We start from the raw sequence: 25,913 nt of genomic DNA on the forward strand, positions 1-25,913 counted from the left end.
AGCGCTATGCTTAAAAGACATTCATCATAACAATCACTTATGAATCTTTGGCAACTGTTCAATAAAGTCAAACCTTTCGTTGCGCCATACAAACGGCTTGTGATCATCACTTTGGCGTTGACTTTGATCGGTGCACTCACCGCACAAGTCAATGCGCTGACCTTGCAATATGCGGTCGATAGCATCAATCGCCTTGTCGAAGCAGGACAAGGATTGGACGCAGGCTGGTCGATTTTAGTGACCATTTCGGCGATTCTGATTGGCAAGGAAGTGATCAATACACTGGTGCAATTCGGGCAAAAACTCTTTGGTGAAAAGCTACGAATTTTAATTGCGCAAGATGTCGCCCAGTCGATCATTGTCAAATTCTTGCAATATAGGCTGGCATTCTTTAGCCAAGAGGACAATCAAGCGGGAAAATTACAAACCCGTATTGATCGAGGCATTGCTTCCATCACCCGACTGGTGCAAATCTTTTTTATTGATATTTTACCGCTATTTAGCAGTGCTATTATTGCGCTGGCTCTGATGTTTTCGGCGAACTTTTGGATTGGGCTGGTGGCTTTGTGTATCGTGCCGATCTACTTTTGGATCACCTTTAAACAAGCGCAAAAACTCGGTGGCACTCGGCGCAATTTACGAGATGGTCGAGAGCGCAAAAGTCAGGGCATTCTGAGTATTATCAGCTCGATTACGGTGATCAAATCCTTTAACCGTGAACAAATCGAAGCTGAAAAACAGCTCACACTACAAAAACAATTGACTGAAAATCAGATGCATACTCGTCAGCTCAGTTTCTTATTTGACGGCTTAAAGACGTTTATTGAACAGATTGGTGTGGTGTTTATCATCATCTTGACGGCGTATTTTGTCTTGGTCGGCGACATGAGCATCGGCATGATCATGTTCCATATCTTGTTGTTTAATAATGTTTCTGCGCCAATTCGCTCGCTGCATCGCATCTATGATGAAGTCAATGATGCCATGATTTATGCGGAGAGTTTCTTTAAAATCTTAGAAGCAGACCAAGAAATCGAAACCACAGGTGCGCTTCGTCCAACACCCGTGCTCGGACGCTTTGAGCTGGATCAGGTCAATTTCAGCTACCCGAATGGCTATCAGGCGCTCAAGTCGATCAACATGACCATTTTGCCCAACAAAATCACCGCTTTGGTCGGTTTATCTGGTGCAGGAAAATCCACCTTGATCAGCCTGTTAGATAAATTTTATCTGCCACAATCAGGCGAAATTCGCTTAGATGGTGTACCGTTAAATGATCTCGATACGCAATTTTTACGGGACAATATCGGCTTGGTGCTACAAAAAAATCATATTTTTCAAGGCACGATTGAGGAAAACATTCGCTATGGCAAGATGGACGCCAGCCAAGCTGAAATCATCGCTGCCGCAAAAAAAGCCTCGATTCATGAGCAAATTTTAAAACTTCCGAATACTTATCAAGCTGATGCACTGCTACTGTCTGGCGGACAACAGCAACGTATTGCCATCGCACGAATGTTCTTAAAAAATCCGCCAATTATTTTCCTTGATGAACCGACAGCGAGTCTGGATGCCATTGCCACCGAGCAAATCAAACACAGCCTAGATGAGATCAAGCAAGGGCGTACGGTGGTGATTATCTCGCATAGTCTGTCGCAAATTATCGATGCGGATTACACCTATGTCATGCAAGATGGTGAAATTGTCGAGCACGGCGAACATCATCAGCTGTATGGACAGCATGGTGCTTATAAAAATATCTTTGATGCGATGGCGAAAAGCCTGAATATCGACAAAATTTCTCAGACTTTTGATGCTGATGCGAAAATTGATCATTAAGAATAATTCATCCAATATTTCAAAAAGGATAAACTTTTAATCAAATGATCATTATTTGAGAATTTTTCAATAAAAATATCCATAATCCGCCTCAGCAATTAGTCATATATCTTGAACTTTATCTATAGCGTAGACTCTGCAATCTTACTCATTCAATTGATTTAATAGTCTTTTTTTAGATATTACATATGATTAAACATTATTCAAATATGTATGACCTCATGAGACATTGTCGATGTATTGAGTCAGTCGTTACTTTCTCCCAAAAAATCACAAGAAGGATTTTTCAATGACTCAGGCATATACTGCGGCTGAAAAGCGCAGTCGTATTCGTGGCATTATTGGTGCGGCATCGGGCAACTTAGTTGAATGGTTCGATTTTTATATTTACGCCGTGTTCGCTGTGTATTTTACCAAGGCATTGACCGCACCAAGCATGGATTCTACTTACCAATCGATTTATGTTTGGGGCGTCTTTGCAGCAAGTTTCTTTATGCGACCCATCGGTAGTTGGCTGTTTGGACGTATCGCCGATAAGCATGGTCGTAAAAAATCAATGGTGATTTCGATTATCTTGATGGCGATCAGTTCATTCTTATTTGCTTGCCTACCAACCTATGAACAAGTCGGCATGCTAGCACCATTCTTATTGTTGATGGTGCGCCTATTACAAGGCTTATCCGTTGGCGGGGAATATGGTGCGGTGGCGACCTATATGAGTGAGCTCGGCTTAAAAGGTCAGCGTGGATTTTTCTCCTCATTCCAATATGTCACATTAACTGGCGGACAATTATTGGCAAGTTTACTAGGCGTGATTCTCTTGGCGGCGATGACTGAGCAGCAGCTCCTCGATGGTGGCTGGCGGATTCCATTTGTGATCGGGGGTATTTCTGCCATTATTTCGTTGTTGGCACGTAGTCGCTTGGAAGAAACCCTGAATCATGAGGACAGTGATAAAGAAGAATCAGGCACGTTACGAGAGCTGTTCAAAAACCACTGGAAAACCTTCCTATTGGTGGTCGGCTATACCTCGGCAGGCTCACTGAGCTTTTATGTGATCACAGTCTATTCAAAAACTTACCTGACCAATTTGGGCATCAGCAGCCAAACGGTCGGCTTTATCATGACCATCTGTATTTTTATCCTCATGGTTGCACAGCCGATTTTTGGGATGCTCTCAGATCGGATTGGTCGTCGCACATCGATGCTTGCGTTTAGCGGTTTAATGGCGATTTTTATTTATCCTGTGATGGCGGTGGGTATGCCTTACTTTAGTGGCTCGCCGATCATTGTTGCGCTCTTATTAATCTTCCTCATGATGATTCTGAGTTTTTATACCTCAATCAGTGGCATTGTCAAAGCTGAAATGTTTCCGCCACATGTGCGTGCTTTGGGTGTGGGCTTTTCATATGCCGTCGGGAATGCATTATTTGGTGGTTCTGCGCCATCTGTGGCACTACAGTTCAAAGCCGCTGGCATTGAAAATACCTTCTTTGTTTATGTCATTATCATGCTGATAATCTGCTTTTTATGTAGTTTCAAACTACCCAAAGAACCTGAATATCTCCAAGACGATCATTGAGATTTTTCCAATCCATGATCAAAAAATCCCCGCACTCGGCGGGGATTGACATTTATTGTGCTTTGATTTCAAAAAGCGGATCTAAAATCTTTTCAGCAATTACTGTGTGATTTTTCTTTGAATAGAGATTACCCTTGAGCGGCATTGTTTTCTGCCAACTCAGCTCCTTGCTATTTAAATCAACCAAATACAATGCATAATGTTGCCCTTCTTTCGGCATAATCACTGTATAAAATCCTGCGCCAACACCAACTGTCGCCAAAGACACGCCAACACTCAGTGCACCTGTCGCAAACTTTTTGCCAAAAGATGCGTCTACCGCTGTAGTCGATGCCAAAAACACTTGATCGGCTTGTGTTAATGCTTTTAACGTCAACACATCCTCATCGTTCAAGTTTAAGATATTGGTCGCTGTAGTTTTCTTTTTTAATGCTTCAACAACATCGAGTTGATATTTATTGATACTTTGATTCAAATTTAACAATGCGATCTTTTGCGCTGGAGTAAGCTCTGCATTTTCGCTATTTAATACAGGAAAATTTGAAATTGGCTGACGTTTATCCTCATTGCTCGCTTTAAAATCATACTTTTTAAGCTGTATCTCAGGCATGAATCCACAGACGAAAGGCGTGTATTCCTGACCAACCGCTACACCTTGCTCTGTCAACTGTGTGCGAAGCTGTTCTGAAAACTTTTTTGCCGTCATGCGTGACTGTTCACCAACAATCAGACTCGTCCCTAATTCACTATGTAGCAAACAACTATCAACGATCGTTGCCACAGGCGCCTGCTTGAGTTTAGTTTGCATTTGATTGAGTTGATTGCGAGCTTCTGGCGTAATTTTCGTGGTTGCACAGCCTGTAGCCAGAATACTCATTGCCAATGTTAAAAGGATTTTTTTCATAAAGAACATCTTTAGTAATTATGTACTGAAGTGTGAGATTATGTATATTTTTTGTATTTTTGCAACTTCTATTTTATATAAAAAATCCCCGCACTTGGCGAGGATTTTTAATGCGCTTAATTTAGCAATTAAACACGTTCGATAATGGTCGCAATACCTTGACCAAGACCGATACACATGGTCGCAAGACCGATTTGTGTGTCTTGTTGCTCCATCACGTTGAGCAATGTTGTGGTGATACGTGCACCAGAACAGCCCAATGGGTGACCAAGCGCAATTGCACCACCATTTAAGTTGATGATGTCTTGCTTGTCATAGATACCCAAGCCTTTCATCACTGATAGACCTTGTGCAGCAAATGCTTCATTCAATTCAATCGTTTGAATGTCGTCCATCGTCAAGCCAGCACGTTTCAGCGCCTTTTGTGTTGCAGGAACAGGACCATAACCCATGATCGCCGCATCACAACCTGCAACCGCCATCGAGCGAATCACAGCACGTGGCTTCAAGCCTAATGCTTGCGCACGTTCAGCAGACATGAGTAGCATCGCAGAAGCACCATCAGACAATGCTGAAGATGTTGCCGCCGTCACTGTACCGCCTTTCGGATCGAATACTGGACGCAATGCTTGGAATGCTTCAAGGTTTGCATCTGGACGAATCACTTCGTCGATAGCACAGCTTTGCAAAAAGCCATTTTGGTCGTGACCTTCGATCGCAATGATTTCATTTTTAAAGCGACCTTCTTGTGTTGCAGCCCATGCACGACGATGCGATTCCACACCAAACGCATCTTGCTCTTCACGAGAGATACCGTTCATACGACCGAGCATTTCCGCAGTCAAGCCCATCATGTTCGATGCTTTTGCATAGTGCTTAGATGCTTGTGGGTTGATATCGATGCCGTGCATCATGCCAACGTGACCCATATGCTCTACACCACCGATGATGAACACATCACCTTGGTTAGTTGCGATTTGCGCCGCAGCAGTGTGGATCGATTGCATTGATGAACCGCAAAGACGGTTGACCGTTTGACCTGCAACTGTTTTTGGAAGATCAGCCAACAATACAATGTTACGACCAATGTTCATACCTTGTTCAAGCGTTTGGTTAACACAGCCCCAAATCACATCTTCAACTTCATTGGTATCAAACTCGTTACGTGCAACCAATGCACGAACCAATTCAGCAGACAAGTTATCTGCACGAACATTGCGGAACATACCGTTTTTGGTTTTACCCATTGCTGAACGTACACCATCAACGATGACAACGTCACGTGGATTTAAAGTAGCCATTCACGTTGCTCCTTAACCGTAGAATTTTTTGTTGTTTGCAGCCATGTCACGCAACATTTGTGGCGCTTCATAAGCCTTACCTAAGTGTGCGTACTTGTCGCAAAGCGCAACGTATTCAGCAACACCTGTTTGATCGATGTAACGGCATGGACCACCACGGAATGGCGGGAAGCCAACACCCATGATCATCGCCATGTCTGCTTCTGCTGCAGTCGCTACGATGTTGTCTTCTAGGCAACGAACTGTTTCATTACAGAATGCAATCATCATACGATCAATGATTTCTTGTGCATCAAACTCACGCTTTTCAGCAGTTGCCACAGAAGCAACCAGTTCATAAGCAACTGGATCAACCACTTTGGCTTTTTTGCCTTTACGATCAAGCTCATACTTGTAGAAACCAACGTCATTTTTCTGACCAAGACGCTTGTTTTCATACATTACGTCAACAGCGCCTTTGAAGTCTGGCTTCATACGGTCTGGGAAACCTTCTGCCATCACTTCTGCACCATGAACACCAGTATCAATACCGACCACGTCCATCAAATATGCAGGACCCATAGGCCAGCCGAATTTCTCCATGACTTTATCCACTTGTTGGAAGTCCGCACCGTCTTTAAGAAGAAGGTTGAACGCACCAAAGTAAGGGAACAAGACACGGTTGACCAAGAAGCCTGGGCAGTCGTTAACAACGATTGGCGTTTTACCCATTTTTTGTGCAAGAACCACAGTTGTTGCAATCGCTTCAGGTGAAGTTTTTTCACCACGAATCACTTCGACCAAAGGCATCATGTGCACTGGGTTGAAGAAGTGCATACCCACGAAGTTTTCAGGACGTTGTAGGTTTTCAGCCAAACGAGTGATCGAAATTGTAGAAGTATTTGAAGCAATGATCGTGTTGTCACGAACATTTTTCTCAGTTTCAGCCAGCACGATGCCTTTGACCTTTGGATTTTCAGTCACTGCTTCGATCACGATATCCACTTCTGTGAACTCGTCATAGCTCAACGTTGGGCGGATACGTGCAAGGGTTTCACCCATTTGCGCAGGCTTTAATTTTTTGCGCTCAACTTGCTTGGTGAGCAAGCCATTCGCTTCTTTCATACCGAGTGCAAGCTGTGGATTACCAATATCTTTCATGATAATTGGCGTGCCTTTGCTTGCTGCTTGGTAAGCAATACCACCACCCATGATCCCAGCGCCAAGTACCGCCGCTTGGTTGACAGGATGTGCGCCTTGCTCATATTTTTTAGAGGTTTTCTTAACGATTTGGTCATTTAAGAAGAGACCAATCAATGCTTCTGCTTGTGGCGTTGCTGCAGCTTGACCGAAGAATTGTGCTTCAGTTTTTACTGCGTCGTCACGAGTTTGTGTTGCAGATGCTTGGATTGAATCAATCGCAAGTTTTGGTGCTGGATATTGTGCAGGATTTGCTTTGGCAAGGACTACACCTTTGGCCGAGTTGAACGCCATCATTTGTTCAAGTTGGTTCAACTTCACTGGATCAAGTTTTTCTTGACGTTTTGCTTTCCAGTCTAGATCACCCGCAATGGCTTTTTTCACCAAATCGATCGCTGCATCTTGCAGTTGCTCAGGTGCAACTACCGCATCGACTGCGCCATCTTTAAGTGCTGCGGCAGGCTTTTTCTGTGCGCCAGTACCAATCCACTCAAGGGCATTGTCGATACCGATCACACGTGTCAAACGGACTGTACCGCCGTAACCTGGGAAGATGCCGAGTTTAACTTCAGGTAAACCAACTTGTGCCGCTGTAGACATCACACGATAGTCACACGCCAAGCACAATTCAAAACCGCCACCCAATGCAATACCATTGATTGCAACGACTTTTGGCATATCCAAATCTTCAAATGCATTGAAAATCGCATGTGCACCCATGGTGACTTCAGCAATTTTTTCAGCGCCAGAAGAGAAGTACGCACCAAACTCAGTAATATCTGCACCCACGATGAATACAGGTTTACCACTGGTCACGATCAAACCTTTGACATCGCTGTTCGCTTTGATCGCTTCAGTCGCAGCCTTAAGGTCTTGCAAAGTGACGTTATTGAATTTGTTAACTGACTCGCCCTGTAAATCAAAGCGTAGTTCTGCAATTCCATCCGAAAGTAATTGGACGGTAATGGCATTGCCATTGTGGATCATGCCTGATCTCCTTGTTTTGGAGGACTTATGTTGAATTTCATTGTCATACGCAAGGCGCACGACGCTTAGCACATCTTACGCTAACTATATCGAAATTTTGCCCCACAAGTTGTATCAAGGCGTGACGCAAGCGTCATCAATGCTGTAGCGTATGTTGTGGGCTGTTGCACCCCATCATACACTGCAAAATGTTAAGCAAATGTTGCAAAAGCATCGTATTGCAACACGTCAAAAGCCACAAAAATTCATAAAAAAAGCGGACAAATAAAGCTGTCCGCTTCGAGTAGTTCACTTGATGAAGAACCTTGCTTTAGCTCGATTGCGACACATTCAAATTCGCTGTGTCATATAACTCACGCACCACCTCGCCAATCACCGCAATACCTTTCTCTAAGGTCGCATCATCTTGCGCAATACTCATGCGAATACACTCATGTGCATGCGTATACACTGTAGTATCAATGCCTGGGAAAAAGTGCTCACTTGGAATGATCAGCGTGTTTTTTGCCTTTAATCGCTGGTAGAGCTCGACCGTATTGATTGGCAAACCTTGGAACCAAATCCACAGGAAAATTGCCCCTTCAGGCTGATGGATTTTCATCGGATAATCGCCCAACTCTTTTTTCAGCAATGTAACTGCAAAGTTGGCTTTGGCTTGATAAAAAGGCTGAATTTCCGCATCCGCAAGCTGTTTTAAAGCATCATTTTCAAGCAGTGGCGTGGTAATCGCCGCACCAAAGCGAGTCGGCGCAAGATTGACGATTGCATTCATGGCACTCACTGCCGAGATCACTTTCGGGTCTGCTACGATGATGCCTGTGCGCACACCCGGTAAGCCGATTTTCGACAAGCTCATGCACAAAATCGTGTGATCATCCCACGTCAGTGTGGCATCGGTATGGATAATATTGGGAAATGGCATGCCATAGGCATTATCAATAATCAGTGGAATATCATGCGCTTTCGCCAAATCTGAGAGCTTCGCCATCTCCTCATCGGTCAGCACATTGCCCGTAGGATTGGTCGGACGAGAACAGCAGATTGCGCCAATTTTGCCTTGTTTAAGCTCAGGCAGATTGTTTAAGGCTTCAAAATCGACGTGATATTTAAAGAAACCTTGCTCACCATTATATTCACTGTCTTCGATGATTGGCTTCACCGCCACGAAATGCTTGCCCGCAATATGCACATCGCTATAGCCGATATATTCAGGTGCAAGTGGCAACAAAATCGATTTGTCTTTGCCATCACTAAACTGTCCGCCAAACAGATTGAATAAATAAAAAAAGGCATTCTGCGAACCATTGGTCAGGGCAATATGCGCTTTGCTAATGCCCCAGCCATAATGTCGGTTAAAGAAGCGTACCAAGGCATCAATAAATTTGCTGTCACCTTGCGGATTGGAATAATTACCAATATTTTCAATCGCCGTCGAACCCAGCTCACCTTCACCAAGTGACTGATAGACATCTAAAAAGGCACGATTCACCGCATCAATCCGTGCAGGATTACCACCACCCAGCATATTCACGGGCTGTTCACTTTTTAGCGCATCACCGAGATCATCCATCAACTGGGAAATGCCTGAGGGTTGAATAAATTTTTTTCCAAAATTTGAAAAATTCATAACGTGTTCTTCTTTTGCCACACAATATGGCATCGCTCAAAATTAAGGCGCATAGTATAGCAAATCGTACGGCAATTTTTTGCATTGCACCAAAATGCAAAACCGAAACAAAAACCGAAACAAAAATCGTAGCAAAAAATTCAAGCAAAAGACTCTGCCGATTCAATTTGCCCTAAGTGTCTTGGATATTCTAAAATATCGGCTAATTTTTGATAATTTGGCAAAGCACATGTTCGCAATGTTTAAGTCCTCTCCCCGATTGATTCTCATGAGCTGTACTGCGGTGTTGTTACTTTCTGGCTGTGGTGAACGAAAACCGATGAGTCCAGAAGAAAACTGGCAACGCTTTTGCTATACCTATGAAGATGCGGCTTACAACATCATGTCCGATCGCCAACATCAAATTACCGAGAAGCAAGCACTTGAACACATTGAGAAAATTCAAGCTGGTGTAGAGCGTGACATGCTTGAGCAACTGGTCAAGCAAGCCCATCAAACGCCTGCTTTCGTCCAGCAAGTCGATAAAGAAAAAGCCATGGATGATTTCAAAGCAGGCAAATATCAGGCATGTATGGCGAAAATGCCAAAATCTGCAAACACGACTGCCGAAGCAACGCAAAAAGAAACGATACCAACAGCGAGCGCCTCTGACTCAGCAAATGCTCCTGACTCGAGCAAAACATTGAATAAGACATCTTCTTAAACGATCAATGCTACATATATAAGGTACGAAAAAAACGCATTGGGATCGTCCAATGCGTTTTTGTTTCTGATGTCGATTTAGAAAATTTGTGATCCCGAATGCGCTTTGTCCATTAGCGCATTTTCTTTTTAGCACGAACCTCTCGTTGAAACTCAGCCAATGCCCAGCCCAAACAGCCACCCAGTAACGTAATCGGCAGGGCTTCAGAAAAGCCAAAATTCAACACATACAATGCCACTAATAAAAATATCAGGCTAAATAAAGTGATATAAATCAATCGTCGCATTGTCGCAATACAATCCAGAGCCACAGTCATCCTGTCAGCTTAGGAGGTCTATTGCGTGAAGAATATTATGCTTTTGTCGTAATTTTCAGGCTTTAGAGCTAGACTTTAGGCTTATCTCAAAAAGCCATTTTGCGCCAAAAAGTCCATACTAATATTCGAAGTCGCAGTCTGTTCAGCGGCTTTATCTCCGAGCATCAGTCGTTCGATATAACGTGCCAACACATCGACTTCGAGATTGACCTGCGTGCCTTGTTTCCATGAGCCAATATTGGTGCGCTCTGCGGTGTGCGGAATCAGATTTAGACTGATCACATTACCACGCAGATGGTTAATGGTCAGACTAATGCCATCGACAGTGACCGAACCTTTTTCCGCCAAATATTTTGCCAACTCCACAGGGGCCGTGACTTCAAAATACAGTGAACGTGCATCTTCACGCACGAGGGTAATTTCACCCAGTCCATCAACATGACCACTGACAATATGTCCGCCAAAGCGTGTAGTTGGCAGCATAGCCTTTTCGACATTGACAGTTTGCCCTGCTTTCCATTGTCCAAGTGTGGTGCGGTGCAGACTTTCTCTCGACACATCCGCCGCATACCAATCTTCACCAAACTCAATCACGGTCAAACAAATACCATTGGTGGCAATCGAATCGCCAAGATGCACATCGGACATATCCAATTTGGTTTGGATTTTTAAGCGCACATCTCCACCAACGGGCTGTACACTTTGCACTTGTCCTACACTTTCAATGATGCCTGTAAACATAGATTGACCTATTTATTTTTTCATTGTGAATGCGCTGTATATGTGGGCGAACTGCCGAATTTAAAGCACATTCAATTTAGCGTATCTTCAACGTCGAGAATACATCTACCACAATGCCAATTGCGTACTCGTCCCCGAAGTATCGACCCCACCGAGTTCAGCAAAATGATGCAATTGCCCCAAAAGCTGTCGTAGGGGTGGACCTGATTTGGCGTGAGTGTCGGTAATCACGATAAACTCAAGCACTCTCGCCCGCTCAGACTGGCGCTGTTTACTGACCCGATAACGTGGGACATCTTGAGTCAGTAGCGTGACCTTGCCTCGTGCCAAATTGGCTTGTAACAAGTCCACAGGGGAAATATTGCCATCGGTACTATAACTGGTCAGGATAAAGCGTGCATTGATGGTTGCCAATAATTTCTCATAGGCTTCTTGTGCATATTTTGAGGAATTATAAGCACTTGGACGCTCTTTACGCCACGCACGATCAATCCCACTTTTAAAGCCTTTGGTATCAGGTGACGGTAAATCCACTTGATCCCACATAGTCAGCGCATTAAGGACATGATAATTACTGCTATAGGCATGTTGATTGTACGGTGGATCGAGATATGCCACATCCACTTCAAAGCCAGTCATCTGATCGGCGAGATGCTGTGCATCCACGCACCACATTTCTGCCGCTGGACGGCTCGGATCGCCGACTTCGCAGAATTTATTCGGAGAAAGCAATAATAAAGAATCAATCCGTTCCAAAGCAGTTTTGGTTTTACCACCCCAACCATGATGAAAACTTTTAAATACGCCACTGGTATTACTGACAAAACTTGCGGAATATAAAAGCGGTGAAAGGAGCGCACTCATTTCCACACTATCAATCGTACCCTGCGCTTGCCACGTGGCAATCTGCTGACGCATAGCATCGAGGCGCATACCGTTGCGACGTTTGAAGAATAGTCGATCTCGACTCGGATCGTAGACATCATCATCACGAGGACAGAGATTGTGCGTCACCCAGCCTTTGACCGCAGGTAAGCGATTTAAATAGTCAATCGCAGCTTGATAGCCACCCAATTGTTTAAACTCAGGTGCTTCAACACATGATAACACCGCATGATTTAAGGCGTGACTATAAGGTTCCCAGTCATTGGCGATGACACGATAGCCATTTTGGCGTGCTAGACGTGACACCACGCCACTGCCTGCAAAGAAGTCGGCAAAGATCGGCGCAGACTTGCCTTTTTTCGGCTGAAGCGTGCCTGTTAGCTCCAGTGCTTCCAAAATCAAATGCAATAAACGCCGTTTATTCCCCAAATAAGGCACCAACTGATGAAATAGATATTCATCCGTGGTGCGGGCAGCATGGCGACGTTTGTGATATACGGAAACTTCAGCGGTCATAGCAACAACAAGTCATCAATTAAGGGGGGGAGTAAATTAAACAGGTATTTTCACAATTGGTCTTAAGCGCAAACGTACATCGCTTCCAATCTGCTTCACATCAAACAATTCAAAATCAACACTTTGACGCATTGCATCGAAGTCAAATTGGTTCAAAGCACGTGCAGATTGTCCGAGATATTTTGGTGCGATGTATTGAATGAGCTCATCGACCAAACCATCACGCAGGAAACTGGTTGCCAATGTTGCACCAGACTCAACCAACACATCATAGATTTGGTATTGCGATTTCAAGGTTTGCAATAGTACAGACAACGATTGGACGGGCAATTGTATCACACCCAATGCTTCAAGTTCTGCTCGATATGGCGTCATCACCATCACGGTGTTTGGCTGATTGAGTAACTGTGCACTGAGTGGCAGGCGACCTTGTCGATCTAACACCACACGATAGGGCTGTACCACTTGCGCTAAGTCAATATTTTCGCCTGTCTCAGTGTCCATCAATTGACGTACATTGAGCTGTGCATCATCAGCAAGAATGGTATCAACACCCGTCATCACCGCACCACTGATCGCCCGCCAATGCTGTACATCCTGCCGAGCTTCAACGCCTGTGATCCATTTCGATTCACCTGATGCCATTGCAGTTCGTCCATCGAGGCTCGCTGCAACTTTCAAGCGTACATAGGGCAAGCCACCCGACATGACCTTCATAAAGCCTTGATTTAATTCTAAAGACTCTTTTTCTAAAATGCCGACAGTCGTGTAAATCCCAGCATGTTCTAAAATCTGCTGTCCTTTGCCTGCGACCAATGGGTTAGGGTCAAGCGTGGCAATCACCACACGAGCAATTTTCGCTTTGACCAATGCTTCTGCACATGGTGGTGTCCGCCCATAATGCGCACACGGCTCTAAGGTCACATAAGCTGTTGCATCTTGTGCATGCTCGCCTGCTTGTGCCAATGCAAATACTTCGGCATGCGAACCACCAACTGGCGCAGTTGCTCCACGACCAATGATCTGAGCATCTTTGACAATCACGCAACCCACCGCAGGATTTGGACGAGTGCGATATTGTGCCGATCGTGCAAGGTGTAACGCTTCACGCATCCAACGTGCATCTTGATTAGACATAGTGTGAGGGAACCATTCAATGAAAAATTAAACAAAAAGCTGAATAAGCCAGAATCATATCGTGAATGACGATGCAATCGTATCCGACTCGCTGTGCATCGCATTATGACATAAGCTATTTAATACACTGGCAAAGTTTACCGCAGTTTGACGATAATCTTGCATTTTATGCGCCAGCGCCAAATCCACTTGTGCAATCGCAGGGCTTAAAGTGCAATATTTTACCCCACGAATATTCAAATGTTGCGTCGATTCTGGCACCAATGACACCCCAAGATTGGCTGCCACCAAAGACAGCATCGAAACAATTTGCGGGGCAAATTGCCCGATCATCGGTTGAAAACCACGACGTTGACATGCTGCAATAATCGCATCATATAAACCTGCACTGACATTTTGCGGGGACAAAATAAAGGGCTGATCTTTTAGCGACAATAAATCAATTACGTCGGCATCATGTGGAAAATTCACTGGCAAAGCCACCACCATGGCTTCGGTCAATAAATGTTGTAGTCGAATGTCAACTGGCGCACGTTCAGGCGGACGCAGAATGGCAATGTCCAATTCATTGCGACGAATCGCTTCGATCAGCACAATGGAATTGGCTTCTTTGAGCTTTAGTTGTACTTCTGGATAAAGCTGTTGGTAATGGCGAATCGCCTCAACCACCAACGGATTGAGCATCGATGTGCCTGTAAAACCTAAACGTAATTCACCGATTTGTCCATCAGCGACATGTTTTGCCTGCTGTATTGCGCTCAAGAGTTGATGCTGTAGCGGTTGCATCTGCTGTAAAAATGCTTTGCCTGCGTCAGTCAGACTCACCCCATGCGCATGACGCACAAACAGTGATGCACCGATTTCTTCTTCCAAATCTTTGATTTGCATGCTCAGTGGTGGCTGACTAATGCCTAGATTCTTGGCAGCTTGACTAAAACTTTTGGCTTCAGCCACTTCGATAAAATAGCGGATATGACGCAGTTCCATATATTTTAGATATAGAGATGTGGATTTGAATATATTATACAAATACAACCAGACTTGCTAAATTATCTCATCACGATACAACATGCTGAAAACCTGTGAATCAAACCATCAACACTCAAAGCTCGCCAATGATCGCACACAATGATGCAGACGACGTTGTCGGCATCCGCTTTGGTGAGTCGGCATTTTATCGTGCTGGCATTGCACTATTCTTATTGGGTTTTGCCAGTTTTTCATTGATCTATTGTGTGCAGCCCTTATTGCCGATTTTTGTTGAGAGCTTTCAGATTAGCCCTGCAAGCAGTGCACTGTCCTTGTCGATTACCACGTTTTTCTTGGCATTTTCCATTGTGCTGTCCAGCGCCTTCTCGCAATCTTTAGGGCGGAAGGGCTTAATGCTGTGCTCTATGGGCTGTGCTGCAGTACTCAACTTGGTCTGCGCATGGTCGCCAAGCTGGCATGCATTGGTATTGATGCGAGCAATTGAAGGCTTTGTCTTAGGCGGTGTGCCTGCGGTGGCGATGGCGTGGATTGCCGAAGAAATTCATCCTGGGCATCTTGCCAAAACCATGGGGCTATATATTGCAGGGACTGCCTTTGGTGGCATGATGGGGCGAGTCAGTGTCGGGATCATGGCGGAGTATTTTTCGTGGCGCTATGCACTGTCGATCTTGGCAATAATGAGTCTGCTGTGCTGTATTGGCTTTTATTATCTTTTGCCTGCATCAAAAAACTTTGTGGCGCAAAAAGGCATCAACTTGCAACTACACCTGCATGCGTGGTGGACGCATCTGTGTAATAAACGCATGTTGCTGATTTATAGTTTGGGCTTTTTAAGTACCAGCGTCTTTGTCTGCCTGTTTAATTATCTGACTTTTTACTTGGGTGAAGCGCCATTTTCCTTGAGTTACACACAAATCAGTTTGATCTTCTTGGTCTATAGTTTTGGCATCTTATCGTCGAGCATGTCGGGCTATATGGCGGATCGGCTTGGACGTTTTCAGGTGCTTTACTTGGGTTTGGGCTTGATTATTCTCGGCATTCTGATGACTTTAATCCATCAACTCTGGTGCATTATCATTGGGATTGGACTCTTTACCACAGGCTTCTTCTTTGTGCATGCCATGGCAAGTAGCCAAGTCGGCTTGCTGGCGAAGCACTACAAAGGTCATGCCACCTCGATTTACTTGCTGTTTTACTATGTCGGCTCAAGTATCGTAGGGACAGTGGGCGGTTGGTTCTGGCAAGCCCAAGGCTGGACATCGATCGTCTGGCTGACATTGAGCTTATGTCTCTGTGCTGTGCTGGTGGTCTTTGCTGCACAAAAGTTATCGATGAAAACATATCCATGAAAAATTAACGCTTGGATGAAGGTCTAAACTTTTTTCCTCTAACATTTCACAATACAAAAGCTGTCTCAAAATTCAGTTTTCAACCCCACCTAACCTCCCCTTAAAAAGGGAGGAACTTTGAGCATTTGATTTTATAGCGTGGCTTTCTCTCGAGAAAATGGATGAGAATTATAATTCACTATCCTTGCGCAATTGCATCATTTCGATCTGCTGACGAAACGCATCTAAGTTTTGAAAATCATGATAGACCGAAGCAAAACGCACGTACGCCACATGATCGAGCTCAAAAATTAACTGCATCGCAATCTCACCAATGGTCGACGATTTGACATCACGCTCACCGAGACGGCGAATTTGCTGTTGAATATTGGACAGGGTTTCTTCGATTTGCTCTTGGGTCACAGGACGTTTTTGCAGGGCGTGCATCAGCGAACGGCGCAGTTTATGCTCATCAAATGGCTCATTTTTGCCATTGGATTTGATCACCCGAGGCATCACCACTTCATAGCTTTCAAAGGTGGTGAAGCGTTCACCACATTTGATACATTCACGGCGACGACGAATCTGCGCCCCTTGTGCAGCAAGGCGGGAATCGATGACTTTACTGTCTGCGGCATCACAAAATGGACAATGCATAGCTTAAAAATTATTCTGAAGATTTGTTGCAGTGTAGCAAATTTTGGCGACTGGCAGCTAGGTCAATCGCCAATGCCTGCGTGTAGTGCTTTTAGTCAAAATCAATCAGACAAATTATTGAATTTCAAAGCTCAATGTCGAGACGATATAACGGCTTTTGTAGGCTTTGCCTTGATATTTACCGCCTTGTTCAATCGCTTTACCCGCTTCGATCACATACAGTCCAGTCCACGGTGTCTCTACACTAAACTGCCCTTTGTCATCGGTATAATAGGTTTTCGACCAGCGATTCGGCGCAAAGACCACTACCTCTTGACCCGCCAACGGCTTGCCATCAAAAATCACGGTAAATTGCTTGGCATTTGTAGCGACAGGAGCAATTTCCATTTCCATACTGGTTTGGCTATTTTGGCGTCCTGTTTTTGCCAAGAAATTAATCAAGGTGTCTTCATAGAGCATATCTTGGCTGACACGCACATCTTGATCACCTGTCGTGGCGTAGAGCAAATGATCCGATTCAACTTTGGCAGTCAATTCTTTTTTGCCTTGTTGTGCTTTGGCAGTGTTAAAGGTTTTTAATGCGCCAGTCTGATTTTCAAGCTCTCCCGCACTAAACTCGCCATAATAGGCAAGTGTCTGATTATTCTCAGCTGGTGCCAGCCACAGCATATGTGCTGATGCAGCCGCACTTAGCGCTAGTAGCGTCGATCCCATCAAAAGCGGTTTGATCTGCGCAAACTTCAACATAAAAATCCCCGAATTATTGTACATAGTATGATGCTCTAGCATACATAATTGAGAATTATTTACAAATCATTCTTATGCTAAATTTTCATCCATGTGATCTCTAAAAAAATAACGCCTGAATTCAAATTCAGGCGCTATTCTTCATGTCACTTGATAACACATCATGGCATCGGCTCAATCAAACTATTCACTCAACGCTGTTGAATTCGAGCTGTTGAGCTAAACTGTTGCGCTAAAACTGAGCCATTACAGTTTTTTCGAGAGTTTGGTGGCAAAGCGAGATACGGTCTGATAGCCCGTTGGCAAGATGCGCTGTAAACCATCCAAAATCTTGGCATCATTACCAATCAAGACACGTGGCTTATTGGCTTTGACCGCATTCAAGATGGTTTGTGCAGCCACTTCAGGTGGGCAACGCAACAATTTATCAAATGATTTTGCCGAACGAACTGGATCCATGCCGATACTTTTTAGACTGTCGCTCATGCGCCCAGATTTTGCGATGTTGGTACGAATACCACCTGGATGCACACAGGTCGCACTGACCCCAACATTTTGAATATCCAATTCTTGGCGAAGCGATTCGGTAAAGCCACGTACAGCGAATTTGGTGGCATTGTACGCCGACTGTGATGGCTGTGAAATCAAACCAAAAAGACTCGAGATATTAATAATATGACCGTCTTTGCTGGCTTTAAGATGAGGCAAAAAGGCTTTGGTACCATAGACCACGCCCCAGAAATTGATATTCACAATCCACTCAAGCTCCTCATAGCTTGCACCCTCAGCGGTCGCCGCCAATGCCACACCTGCATTATTAAAAATCAGATTCACCGAACCATGATTTTGTACAGTGTCTTCTGCCCACGCATAGACTTGTTCACGATCGGCAACATCAACATGCTTTGAAGTAATGCGCACGCCATATTGTTTCGCCTGTTCAACTGTCTCTGCAAGCCCTTGATCATTGACATCGCTGAGCGAGAGATGACAGCCTTGTTTCGCCAATAAAATTGCCAATTGTTGACCGATACCCGAACCTGCCCCTGTAATGGCTGCCACTTTATTTTGAAAACTTTTCATGATGTATCCCTATTCCATGACCTTTTTGCGATCGTTGTAAAGCGTATAAATTTTGGTGTCTTGTGCTTGATTACCGTGTGAATAATTACAGCAATCAAATCGACAGCTCAATGCACTTTACTTTTGACAATTTTGATTGTCAATGCAATATTATAACCAGCGTGTATAATGTGCCACTTGCATTTCTTTTTTACTTTTAGATTCAAGGCAGTCCATGAATTCAAAATCAGTCAAGCCATCTACTTCACAGCCCATGGATCAGATTCTTGACAAAAATCTCGACCAAAATCGTGACAAAAACCTCGACCAGACTGCCGAGCAAAACCGTTTGTCTGCTGATTTGCCTGATGAACTGTCACCCACTGCCTCACCGAAAAAAAAGCCAAATAAAACCACCGCATCTCGTCAATTCAAAGGCTTATCCCTAGAAGAACGTAAAACCATTCGCCGTGAAAAATTAATCGCTGCGGGCCTACAAGCCTATGGTACGCATGGATTTTTTGCAGTAACGGTGAAAGATATTTGTAAAGAAGCCAAGCTCACCGAGCGTTATTTTTACGAATCATTTAAACGCAGTGAAGAGCTGTTCAAAGTGGTTTATCTGACGCTCATCGATGAACTGCAGCACAATATTATCAACGCTGTAATGGCAAATACGCCAGAGCTGAAACCGATGATTAATGCAGGATTATCTGCCCTGCTCAACACCTTTCGAGATGACCCTCGTAAAGCACGCGTTTTATTCGTCGATGCGATGCTGGTCAATGAATTGCACGGCGATACCATCCGTGAGTCGCATGTGCGTTTTGATCGCACCATGTTTGATTTTCTCAACCTAGTTTTTCCTGACCAACAAGCGAATAAGTCGCAATTTAACCTCATCGCTTCTGGGTTAAACGGCTATGTGATTCACATTGCCATGCGCTGGGTACTTAGCGATTTTAAACAACCTTTTGAGGAAGTATTGGAAGCATGTAGTTTGGTTTATCTGGGGATTTATCAGCATTTTCAAAACACTGCAGATTGAGCGTGAATGCTCGAAAATCCATTAAAATCATTATCATGAATTGTTTAATTACATATTCGGGCAAATTCATTGTATAAATCTGCCCTTTTGCAATAATATTGTCATATTCTCGCTTTGTAATATACCTGTCATAAACAACAAGGCTTCGGCGCAATTCGCAAGACGTTTTTTGGACGACATCGATTGACCGTGAGCCACACTATAAAATAGGTTAATACTGTGAAAGATGAATACATCCTCATCGTCGATGATGAGTTACCCATTCGGGAAATGATCCATACCGCACTCGATATGGCAGGTTTTCAATGCCAACAAGCGGGCGATGCCAAACAAGCCCATCAGATGATCGTTGATCAACGTCCAGCGCTGATTTTGCTGGACTGGATGCTACCGAATGGCGTCAGTGGCATCGATCTATGCCGTCGCCTCAAACGGGATGAAAGTTTGCTGGAAATTCCCGTGATCATGCTCACTGCACGTGGTGAAGAAGACCATAAAGTGCAAGGTCTGGATGCGGGCGCCGATGATTATATGACCAAACCCTTTTCGACCCGTGAATTGGTCTCTCGCATCAAAGCCGTTCTGCGTCGTTCAAATGCCCTAAAAGGCGAAAAAAGCATTGACGTCAATGGATTATTGCTTGATCCTGTCAGCCAACGTGTCAGCTTTGAAGGCACCAGTCTAGAGATGGGACCAACCGAATATCGCTTGCTTGCCTTCTTTATGACGCATCCTGAACGTGCCTATACTCGTGCCCAGCTACTTGATCAAGTCTGGGGTGGTAATGTCTATATCGAAGACCGTACCATTGATGTACATATTCGCCGTTTGCGCAAAGTGCTTGAGCCTTTCGCCGCAGATCGCTATGTACAAACTGTTCGAGGCACAGGCTACCGTTTTTCGACCCGAACTGATATTGCCGTAGGCTAATAACTGCATGAGCGATTCTTCATTTTTGCCAGATGACATCCACGATGAACCGAGCAGTGAACAATATAGTGCCTTAAAAAATTATATCTCCGAAGATATTCGACGCCTGATTCTGATCCTGATCATCGCAGGGTTGATCGGACTGGGCATCGGACACTTTATTCTGTTCATTGCACTTGGCTTAATGTTTTTCTTTGCGCTACAGTTTCGCTCCTTATATCTGGTCAATCAATGGATTAGCCAACATTCGCATGAAGCTCCACCCGAACTTTCTGGGGTGTGGGGTGCATTATTATTCAACGTTTATCGGGCACAGCGCCGTGAACGCACGCTCCAAGCGGAAATGGTCGGACTGATTGATCGAGCACAATCCTCACTCATGGCACTTGAAGAAGCGGTGGTGCTGATCGATGAAGAACATTGTCTAGAATGGTGGAATCCAGCTTCCGAACGTCTGCTCGGTTTAAAATTGGGTGATCGTCGCCGTCAAGTGCTGACGATTCTGCGTAATCCTGAATTTATTAAATATTTTAATCATGTTGAAGATCATCCCAATGGTCTGATTTTGCAATCGGCTTTCCAAGAAGGACGCTTTATCCAAGTCAAGCTCACTCGTTTTGGTTATGAAAGTCGTTTGCTGGTCGCCTATGATGTGACCCATATTCGCAAACTTGAGCAGATGCGTAAAGACTTTGTCGATAATATCTCGCACGAACTGCGCACCCCGCTGACGGTACTCAGTGGCTATATCGAAACCTTGTCAGATAATGACGATATGCCACAGCGCTGGCGCCGTGCCTTTGATCAGATGCATCAACAAGCCCGCCGTATGAATGCGTTGGTCAATGACTTACTTCTTCTCTCTCGCCTTGAAAATGAATCTTCAAAAAGTAAAAATCAAATCGTCAATATGGCAGAGCTAATGAATCAGCTATTTGATGATGCACAAGGCTACAACACCGAATTTGGGCATTCTGTCCATCTCAATCTCGAAAGTCACAATGACATCATCGGCTCGGATATAGAGCTTGCCAGTGCTTTTGGCAACTTGGTCACCAACGCCATCAAATACACCCCGAACAATGGCGACATCACCATCTCTTGGCAAGATCGTGGCGACGTGTCTATCTTCTCGGTGCAAGATACAGGGATCGGCATTAGCCCTGAGCATATTCCACGTTTGACTGAACGCTTCTATCGTGTCGATAGCGGTCGCAGTCGTGAAACTGGTGGTACAGGCTTAGGACTTGCCATCGTAAAACATGTCTTGGCGCAACATGAAGCCTATCTAGAAATCGAATCCCAAGCGCAAATCGGTTCGATCTTTAAAGCCGTTTTCCCAAAGCAGCGATTACAACCCCCTGAATAGACAGTTATTTTCCTTCTGCCCAGCAGGAATCATGCATCAGCACCTTGAAATTCGAGCGTCTGCCCTCACCTCAAAAAAATTGACTTTTTAACCGCAATCGATTTATTGCATTGAATTTGAGCACACAGAGAAGATTATGAATTACCGCTGTCCAAAATGCCAAAGTACCAAAATTATGCCTGTGGCCTCCGCCGCTGGACCTCGTCCAAATATCCCAAAAAGTCTGCTGGTGCTTGTGCCAAGCATTTTGCTTTTAGTGGTGTTGGTATTGATTAGTATCGTGTTTTTGGTGATCGGTAAAGATGCGGGCATGATTCTACAAAGTGCCACCATCATCGTCTTTCTGATCTGTCTGGTCTCAGGTGTGTTATTTTGGCGTGTCTTGCCTGATTTTAAAATCACCATGCAAAACTTTATGCAAGATCAAAAGCAGTGGAAATGCCGTCAATGTAATAACGAGTGGCAAAACTAGTTTTTTAAATGATGTTTCGCACTAAAATGTGGATAGCTGTTTGTGAATAAACATATTGTGTATAAATAAGAAGTTATCCACAGCTTTTTATGAATTTTCCACAATTGTCCGAAAGGTCAGATTAATCCGTGCATCTTGGACTTTCTTGGTCGGTGGGAGTCGATGTAGCCAGTGGCTTTGCGTGGTGTCTTTCATGATCAGTAAACTGCCGTGTGCCAAGAGTAATTCCACTTTTTCTTTTGTGGTTTTATGTTTAAAGCAAAATTTTCGTTCTGCGCCGAGCGTCAGTGAAGCGATTGCGCCATTTTTCTTGAGGTCAGTTTCGCCATCGCTATGCCACGCCATACCTTCTTCGCCTGTGTGGTACAGATTCAATAAACACGAATTAAAAGTTTCACCTGTGATGGCTTCGATGCGTTGCTTCAATGCCAACAATTCTTCTGTCCACGCCAAGGCATAACGATTCACACCTGAATAGGTATATTCAAAGGCATGGTCGCCGTACCATGCGACTTTGCGCTTGGTAATCAGCCGTTTGCCGTAGATCACCGCTTCATCATGTTTCCATTCGATCTGATTGAATAAACACTGGAAATAATGATCTGCTTCGGTTTCAGACATGATTTTGCCAAAGTACAGCACCGTGCCGTCATAGGGCAGATAATTCTTTGTAGAATCAATAACATCTTCAAACAGCGTCATGTTGCTCATGCTGTAACTCCATGTTGAGCGAAGCAAAATACATCATAACTGTTTTAAGAGTTAGGAGAGATATAACAAGTGACCATTGTCGTGTAGTGATGATTGACAAAGATACTGAAATCAGTGGTGAAGTCAGTACCTTTTCTCTAAGCTGTATTAGGTAAATTTCAGGAAAACTAAGAAATCAGTTCTACTCATAGCTCTTTAAAAGTTGTTTCAGTTTTGCTGCCAACTCACCTTTTATCTCAGGATTCTGACTTTGCTGTAGAATTAAAGGCAAAGCATCTAATAAATGTGGTGTTGGAACAATTAATGTCGTTGTGATTTCAGGTTCTTCAGAATCACCTCGTTCAATTAACATCCCAAAATCTAATTTAGATACAATTGGCCCTAATGCGAATCTGAATAAATGATCACAATAAATAGTTTGATGATTTTCACTAATTTTTAAAATTGATTCTTTATCTTTTTTAGACATTTTGAACTACCATTTTTTCTGAGGGATCGAAAATAAAATCTTTAAGAGAATGGGCTTTATTTTCCAACTGATTAACTACTGGTTGAACATTAATTGTTTTAACAGTGCTTCTAGAATGAATTGGAACAGCTACAGAAATATATAAATCTTTAGCTCTATCACTTTTAATATCTTCTTCAACTTCATCACATGTTTGTAGTTGCCAAATTAGAAAGTTACTAGATGAGGTTTTTTGTTCAACAACTCTAGGAAGAGATCTTAATTTCTTTTCCCAAGGCTGTAATTCAACAGTTTCGTAAGCTTTATGGAAACAAAGACGAAAATCATATTCTAATGCCACAGCAATATCGGTAATAGTTTTAACCGTAAGATTCTGTTCACCAGAAAGGACTTTTGTTAAACGGCTAGGCTTCCATTTTAACTTCTTAGCAAGTTTGGCACGAGAAAGATGTTCATGAGCTATTAATGCGCATAAGTCATTAGCAATAGCTCCTTTTTTGACTTCAACAGGATCAACATCAGAGAAATCAAAAAAATCAAAATCGCCAATGTCATCGAAACTATTGGTAATTTTTGTAGTCATATTAACCTCTAGGGATTATCTTCAGATTTAGCTACTGCTTCCGCAAGTTTTTGAAGTTTATTTTCTTCAGAAGAAGATAGCTTATCTTGTCGCTTTTCCCATAAATGTAATAAAGCAATACGTTTATCTGAAAGGTAAATAAAATATAAACGCAAATCGCCTTGGCGAATTCGCCATATTTTATCTACTACATGTCCCCCTTTTTGATTTGTATAAGAGTATTCACATGCTTGATGTAAGAGATCTCCATGATACATATCAACTAGAGGAGTTCCAGATTCACATTTTTGACCTAAAGTCCAAAACAAAGTTCGGGCTTTACTTTTCTCACTAGCAGGTAATTCCTTTATATCATCATGAAAATTACTTTCAGGATGTTCATCAGAAAAACACTTAAAAATTTTCCATGATAAAGGAGTAACATTAAAAAGCTTTATTGGTCCAGGATGACCTGAAAACTCTAATGGAGCCAGTTTGATTGTCATGATATTAACTTATAAGTTAACTTATGCCTATAGTTTTATATGAGCAAAGTGTAAAAAAGAATACATACTGTAAATTAACTTAATTCAAATTTAAAGCCCTCATCTTTTAAAAACTATATACTCTTCACATAAAATCTCATCTACGAAATGTATGTGTTAGAACTTAGAACATACCACATACTCTGCAGCTGACATACCCAACCATATCAGCAACAGGCTTATACCTGATAGAGTTTAATTTATCATGCACTTTTCAACATCCTTGATCAAGAAGCATGCTTTTGCACTCCTTCCCAACCGATCAACACCGTTTTACGATCTGTCCCCCAACGATAACCGCCCAATCCGCCCGTAGATTGAATCACCCGATGACACGGAATCAACACCGCCACAGGATTACGCCCAATCGCTGAACCGACCGCACGCACTGCCTTGTCTTGCGCAATATCATGCGCAATCTCGCCATAACTCACCACTTCGCCCATCGGAATTTTGAGCAAACTCGACCAGACTTTCAGCTGGAAATCCGTGCCTTTCAGATGCAGTTTAATCTGCTCAATTGACCGATTTTCATGCTTAAAAATCGCTAAGGCTTGCCCATGAAACTCTGTTGCTTGCTCCACAAACTGTGCGTTGGGAAATTGCGCAATGAACTGTTGTAGTGCATTCTCTCGATCTTGAATAAAGGTTAAATGACAAATGCCTTTTGCTGTTGACCCGATCAGCACCTCGCCAAACAAAGTCTGGGCAAATTGATAGGCGATGTCCAAGTGTTTCCCACCATGTTTATACTCCGCAGGAGTCATGCCTTCGATCTGCACAAATAAATCATGCAGACGACTTGGACTTGATAGACCAGTCGCATACGCCGTATCCAATACCGACTGCGCATTGTCCTGACGCAGTTGGCTTTTGGCATAATCCAAACTGAGATACTGCAAAAATCGTTTTGGACTGGTGCCGACCCACTCGCTAAACTCCCGCTGAAAATGCGCAGGACTGAGATGGACTTGCTCGGCGATTTGCTCAAGTGATGGTTGTGCTTGAACATTGGCTTGGATATAGGCGATGGCTTTTGCCATACGTGCATAATGTGGTGTGTCTGACATGATATTTAATCTCTGACATTTTGAATTAGCTTAGCAACTTGCCCAGTTTGATGAAATCCAGATCATGCGCATTTCATCATATTCGATTTTTGCACTTGTGAACTGGCAAGAGTTCAATTCATTTACACGATCCATCTGCTTTATCCATTTCATTGATTTGTTTTGAAGTTTTAATTATTTCTCAAGCTGAGCCGACTTTTCTATGCTTGCCAGACCATAAATTATAGGTCAAAGCA

At 43.6% G+C, this 25,913-nt stretch carries 25 protein-coding genes; 8 read left to right on the top strand and 17 right to left on the bottom strand.

Annotation, left to right across the window (positions count from 1 at the left end; translation table 11 throughout):
* Positions 1–39 precede the first annotated feature (39 nt).
* Both BLQ60_RS10180 and BLQ60_RS10185 read left to right on the top strand, forming a co-directional pair.
* Positions 40–1,839: an ABC transporter ATP-binding protein gene (locus BLQ60_RS10180; protein ID WP_092619829.1), complete on the top strand. Its 1,800-nt coding sequence runs from the start codon at positions 40–42 to the stop codon at positions 1,837–1,839.
* Between the two features lie 289 nt (positions 1,840–2,128).
* Complete coding sequence (locus BLQ60_RS10185) at positions 2,129–3,421, top strand: MFS transporter (RefSeq protein ID WP_092619832.1); 1,293 nt, start codon at positions 2,129–2,131, stop codon at positions 3,419–3,421.
* Positions 3,422–3,473: 52 nt separating this feature from the next.
* Here the strand turns inward: BLQ60_RS10185 and BLQ60_RS10190 are convergent, their stop codons facing one another.
* The 4 genes from BLQ60_RS10190 to BLQ60_RS10205 form a co-directional block, all read right to left on the bottom strand.
* Positions 3,474–4,325, bottom strand: a complete 852-nt coding sequence (locus tag BLQ60_RS10190; RefSeq protein WP_092619835.1) for a hypothetical protein — start codon at positions 4,323–4,325, stop codon at positions 3,474–3,476.
* A 128-nt stretch (positions 4,326–4,453) separates the two neighbouring features.
* Positions 4,454–5,626: an acetyl-CoA C-acyltransferase FadA gene (gene fadA / locus BLQ60_RS10195; RefSeq protein ID WP_092619838.1), complete on the bottom strand. Its 1,173-nt coding sequence runs from the start codon at positions 5,624–5,626 to the stop codon at positions 4,454–4,456.
* A 12-nt stretch (positions 5,627–5,638) separates the two neighbouring features.
* Positions 5,639–7,792, bottom strand: coding sequence for a fatty acid oxidation complex subunit alpha FadB (fadB, locus tag BLQ60_RS10200; RefSeq protein WP_092619841.1), 2,154 nt, complete (start codon positions 7,790–7,792; stop codon positions 5,639–5,641).
* 310 nt (positions 7,793–8,102) lie between these two features.
* The gene (locus tag BLQ60_RS10205; protein WP_092620026.1) at positions 8,103–9,419 is read right to left on the bottom strand and encodes a valine--pyruvate transaminase; all 1,317 of its coding nucleotides are present in this window, start codon (positions 9,417–9,419) and stop codon (positions 8,103–8,105) included.
* 229 nt (positions 9,420–9,648) lie between these two features.
* On the opposite strand from BLQ60_RS10205, the gene BLQ60_RS10210 reads away from it, so the two are divergent.
* Positions 9,649–10,122 (top strand): hypothetical protein, encoded by a 474-nt coding sequence (locus BLQ60_RS10210; RefSeq protein WP_143005212.1) that lies wholly within the window; start codon positions 9,649–9,651, stop codon positions 10,120–10,122.
* A 112-nt stretch (positions 10,123–10,234) separates the two neighbouring features.
* Here the strand turns inward: BLQ60_RS10210 and BLQ60_RS13975 are convergent, their stop codons facing one another.
* The 5 genes from BLQ60_RS13975 to BLQ60_RS10230 all read right to left on the bottom strand — a co-directional run bounded on the left by BLQ60_RS13975 (position 10,235) and on the right by BLQ60_RS10230 (position 14,704).
* Positions 10,235–10,438: a hypothetical protein gene (locus BLQ60_RS13975; RefSeq protein WP_143005213.1), complete on the bottom strand. Its 204-nt coding sequence runs from the start codon at positions 10,436–10,438 to the stop codon at positions 10,235–10,237.
* 81 nt (positions 10,439–10,519) lie between these two features.
* On the bottom strand, positions 10,520–11,179 hold the full coding sequence (locus tag BLQ60_RS10215; RefSeq protein ID WP_092619847.1) for a riboflavin synthase: 660 nt from the start codon (positions 11,177–11,179) through the stop codon (positions 10,520–10,522).
* A gap of 105 nt (positions 11,180–11,284) precedes the next feature.
* On the bottom strand, positions 11,285–12,580 hold the full coding sequence (locus tag BLQ60_RS10220; protein WP_092619850.1) for a DNA adenine methylase: 1,296 nt from the start codon (positions 12,578–12,580) through the stop codon (positions 11,285–11,287).
* A 36-nt stretch (positions 12,581–12,616) separates the two neighbouring features.
* A complete protein-coding gene (ribD, locus tag BLQ60_RS10225; protein WP_092619853.1) occupies positions 12,617–13,717 on the bottom strand; it encodes a bifunctional diaminohydroxyphosphoribosylaminopyrimidine deaminase/5-amino-6-(5-phosphoribosylamino)uracil reductase RibD in 1,101 nt (366 codons plus the stop codon).
* A gap of 54 nt (positions 13,718–13,771) precedes the next feature.
* Entirely contained in the window at positions 13,772–14,704 is a 933-nt protein-coding gene (locus BLQ60_RS10230; protein WP_092619856.1) for a LysR family transcriptional regulator, read from the bottom strand.
* 107 nt (positions 14,705–14,811) lie between these two features.
* On the opposite strand from BLQ60_RS10230, the gene BLQ60_RS10235 reads away from it, so the two are divergent.
* Positions 14,812–16,056, top strand: a complete 1,245-nt coding sequence (locus tag BLQ60_RS10235; protein ID WP_378235182.1) for an MFS transporter — start codon at positions 14,812–14,814, stop codon at positions 16,054–16,056.
* A gap of 168 nt (positions 16,057–16,224) precedes the next feature.
* Here BLQ60_RS10235 and nrdR read toward each other — a convergent pair whose 3' ends face one another.
* The 3 genes from nrdR to BLQ60_RS10250 all read right to left on the bottom strand — a co-directional run bounded on the left by nrdR (position 16,225) and on the right by BLQ60_RS10250 (position 18,522).
* Positions 16,225–16,692 carry a transcriptional regulator NrdR gene (gene nrdR / locus BLQ60_RS10240; RefSeq protein ID WP_092619859.1) on the bottom strand — a complete coding sequence of 156 codons (468 nt, stop codon included), beginning with the start codon at positions 16,690–16,692 and terminating at the stop codon, positions 16,225–16,227.
* 114 nt (positions 16,693–16,806) lie between these two features.
* Positions 16,807–17,439, bottom strand: coding sequence for a DUF4198 domain-containing protein (locus BLQ60_RS10245; RefSeq protein ID WP_244516023.1), 633 nt, complete (start codon positions 17,437–17,439; stop codon positions 16,807–16,809).
* A gap of 246 nt (positions 17,440–17,685) precedes the next feature.
* Positions 17,686–18,522, bottom strand: coding sequence for an SDR family NAD(P)-dependent oxidoreductase (locus BLQ60_RS10250; protein ID WP_092619862.1), 837 nt, complete (start codon positions 18,520–18,522; stop codon positions 17,686–17,688).
* 352 nt (positions 18,523–18,874) lie between these two features.
* On the opposite strand from BLQ60_RS10250, the gene BLQ60_RS10255 reads away from it, so the two are divergent.
* The 4 genes from BLQ60_RS10255 to BLQ60_RS10270 all read left to right on the top strand — a co-directional run bounded on the left by BLQ60_RS10255 (position 18,875) and on the right by BLQ60_RS10270 (position 22,320).
* Positions 18,875–19,549: a TetR/AcrR family transcriptional regulator gene (locus tag BLQ60_RS10255; protein WP_244516027.1), complete on the top strand. Its 675-nt coding sequence runs from the start codon at positions 18,875–18,877 to the stop codon at positions 19,547–19,549.
* A 219-nt stretch (positions 19,550–19,768) separates the two neighbouring features.
* Complete coding sequence (gene phoB / locus BLQ60_RS10260) at positions 19,769–20,479, top strand: phosphate regulon transcriptional regulator PhoB (RefSeq protein ID WP_092619868.1); 711 nt, start codon at positions 19,769–19,771, stop codon at positions 20,477–20,479.
* Between the two features lie 7 nt (positions 20,480–20,486).
* Positions 20,487–21,848 (top strand): phosphate regulon sensor histidine kinase PhoR, encoded by a 1,362-nt coding sequence (gene phoR / locus BLQ60_RS10265; RefSeq protein ID WP_092619871.1) that lies wholly within the window; start codon positions 20,487–20,489, stop codon positions 21,846–21,848.
* Positions 21,849–21,984: 136 nt separating this feature from the next.
* Entirely contained in the window at positions 21,985–22,320 is a 336-nt protein-coding gene (locus BLQ60_RS10270) for a hypothetical protein (protein ID WP_092619874.1), read from the top strand.
* Between the two features lie 87 nt (positions 22,321–22,407).
* On the opposite strand, the gene BLQ60_RS10275 is transcribed toward BLQ60_RS10270, so the two are convergent.
* From BLQ60_RS10275 to BLQ60_RS10295, 5 genes are all read right to left on the bottom strand, one after another.
* Positions 22,408–23,022, bottom strand: a complete 615-nt coding sequence (locus tag BLQ60_RS10275; RefSeq protein ID WP_092620036.1) for an alpha-ketoglutarate-dependent dioxygenase AlkB family protein — start codon at positions 23,020–23,022, stop codon at positions 22,408–22,410.
* Positions 23,023–23,212: 190 nt separating this feature from the next.
* Entirely contained in the window at positions 23,213–23,500 is a 288-nt protein-coding gene (locus tag BLQ60_RS10280) for a hypothetical protein (RefSeq protein ID WP_092619877.1), read from the bottom strand.
* Positions 23,493–24,083: a helix-turn-helix domain-containing protein gene (locus BLQ60_RS10285; RefSeq protein ID WP_092619880.1), complete on the bottom strand. Its 591-nt coding sequence runs from the start codon at positions 24,081–24,083 to the stop codon at positions 23,493–23,495. Before BLQ60_RS10285 ends, BLQ60_RS10280 begins: the two co-directional genes overlap by 8 nt.
* A gap of 8 nt (positions 24,084–24,091) precedes the next feature.
* On the bottom strand, positions 24,092–24,568 hold the full coding sequence (locus BLQ60_RS10290; RefSeq protein ID WP_092619883.1) for a hypothetical protein: 477 nt from the start codon (positions 24,566–24,568) through the stop codon (positions 24,092–24,094).
* 266 nt (positions 24,569–24,834) lie between these two features.
* Complete coding sequence (locus BLQ60_RS10295; RefSeq protein WP_092619886.1) at positions 24,835–25,677, bottom strand: bifunctional transcriptional activator/DNA repair enzyme AdaA; 843 nt, start codon at positions 25,675–25,677, stop codon at positions 24,835–24,837.
* Positions 25,678–25,913 lie beyond the last annotated feature (236 nt).

The organism is Acinetobacter marinus (assembly GCF_900096915.1).
GTDB lineage: Bacteria > Pseudomonadota > Gammaproteobacteria > Pseudomonadales > Moraxellaceae > Acinetobacter > Acinetobacter marinus.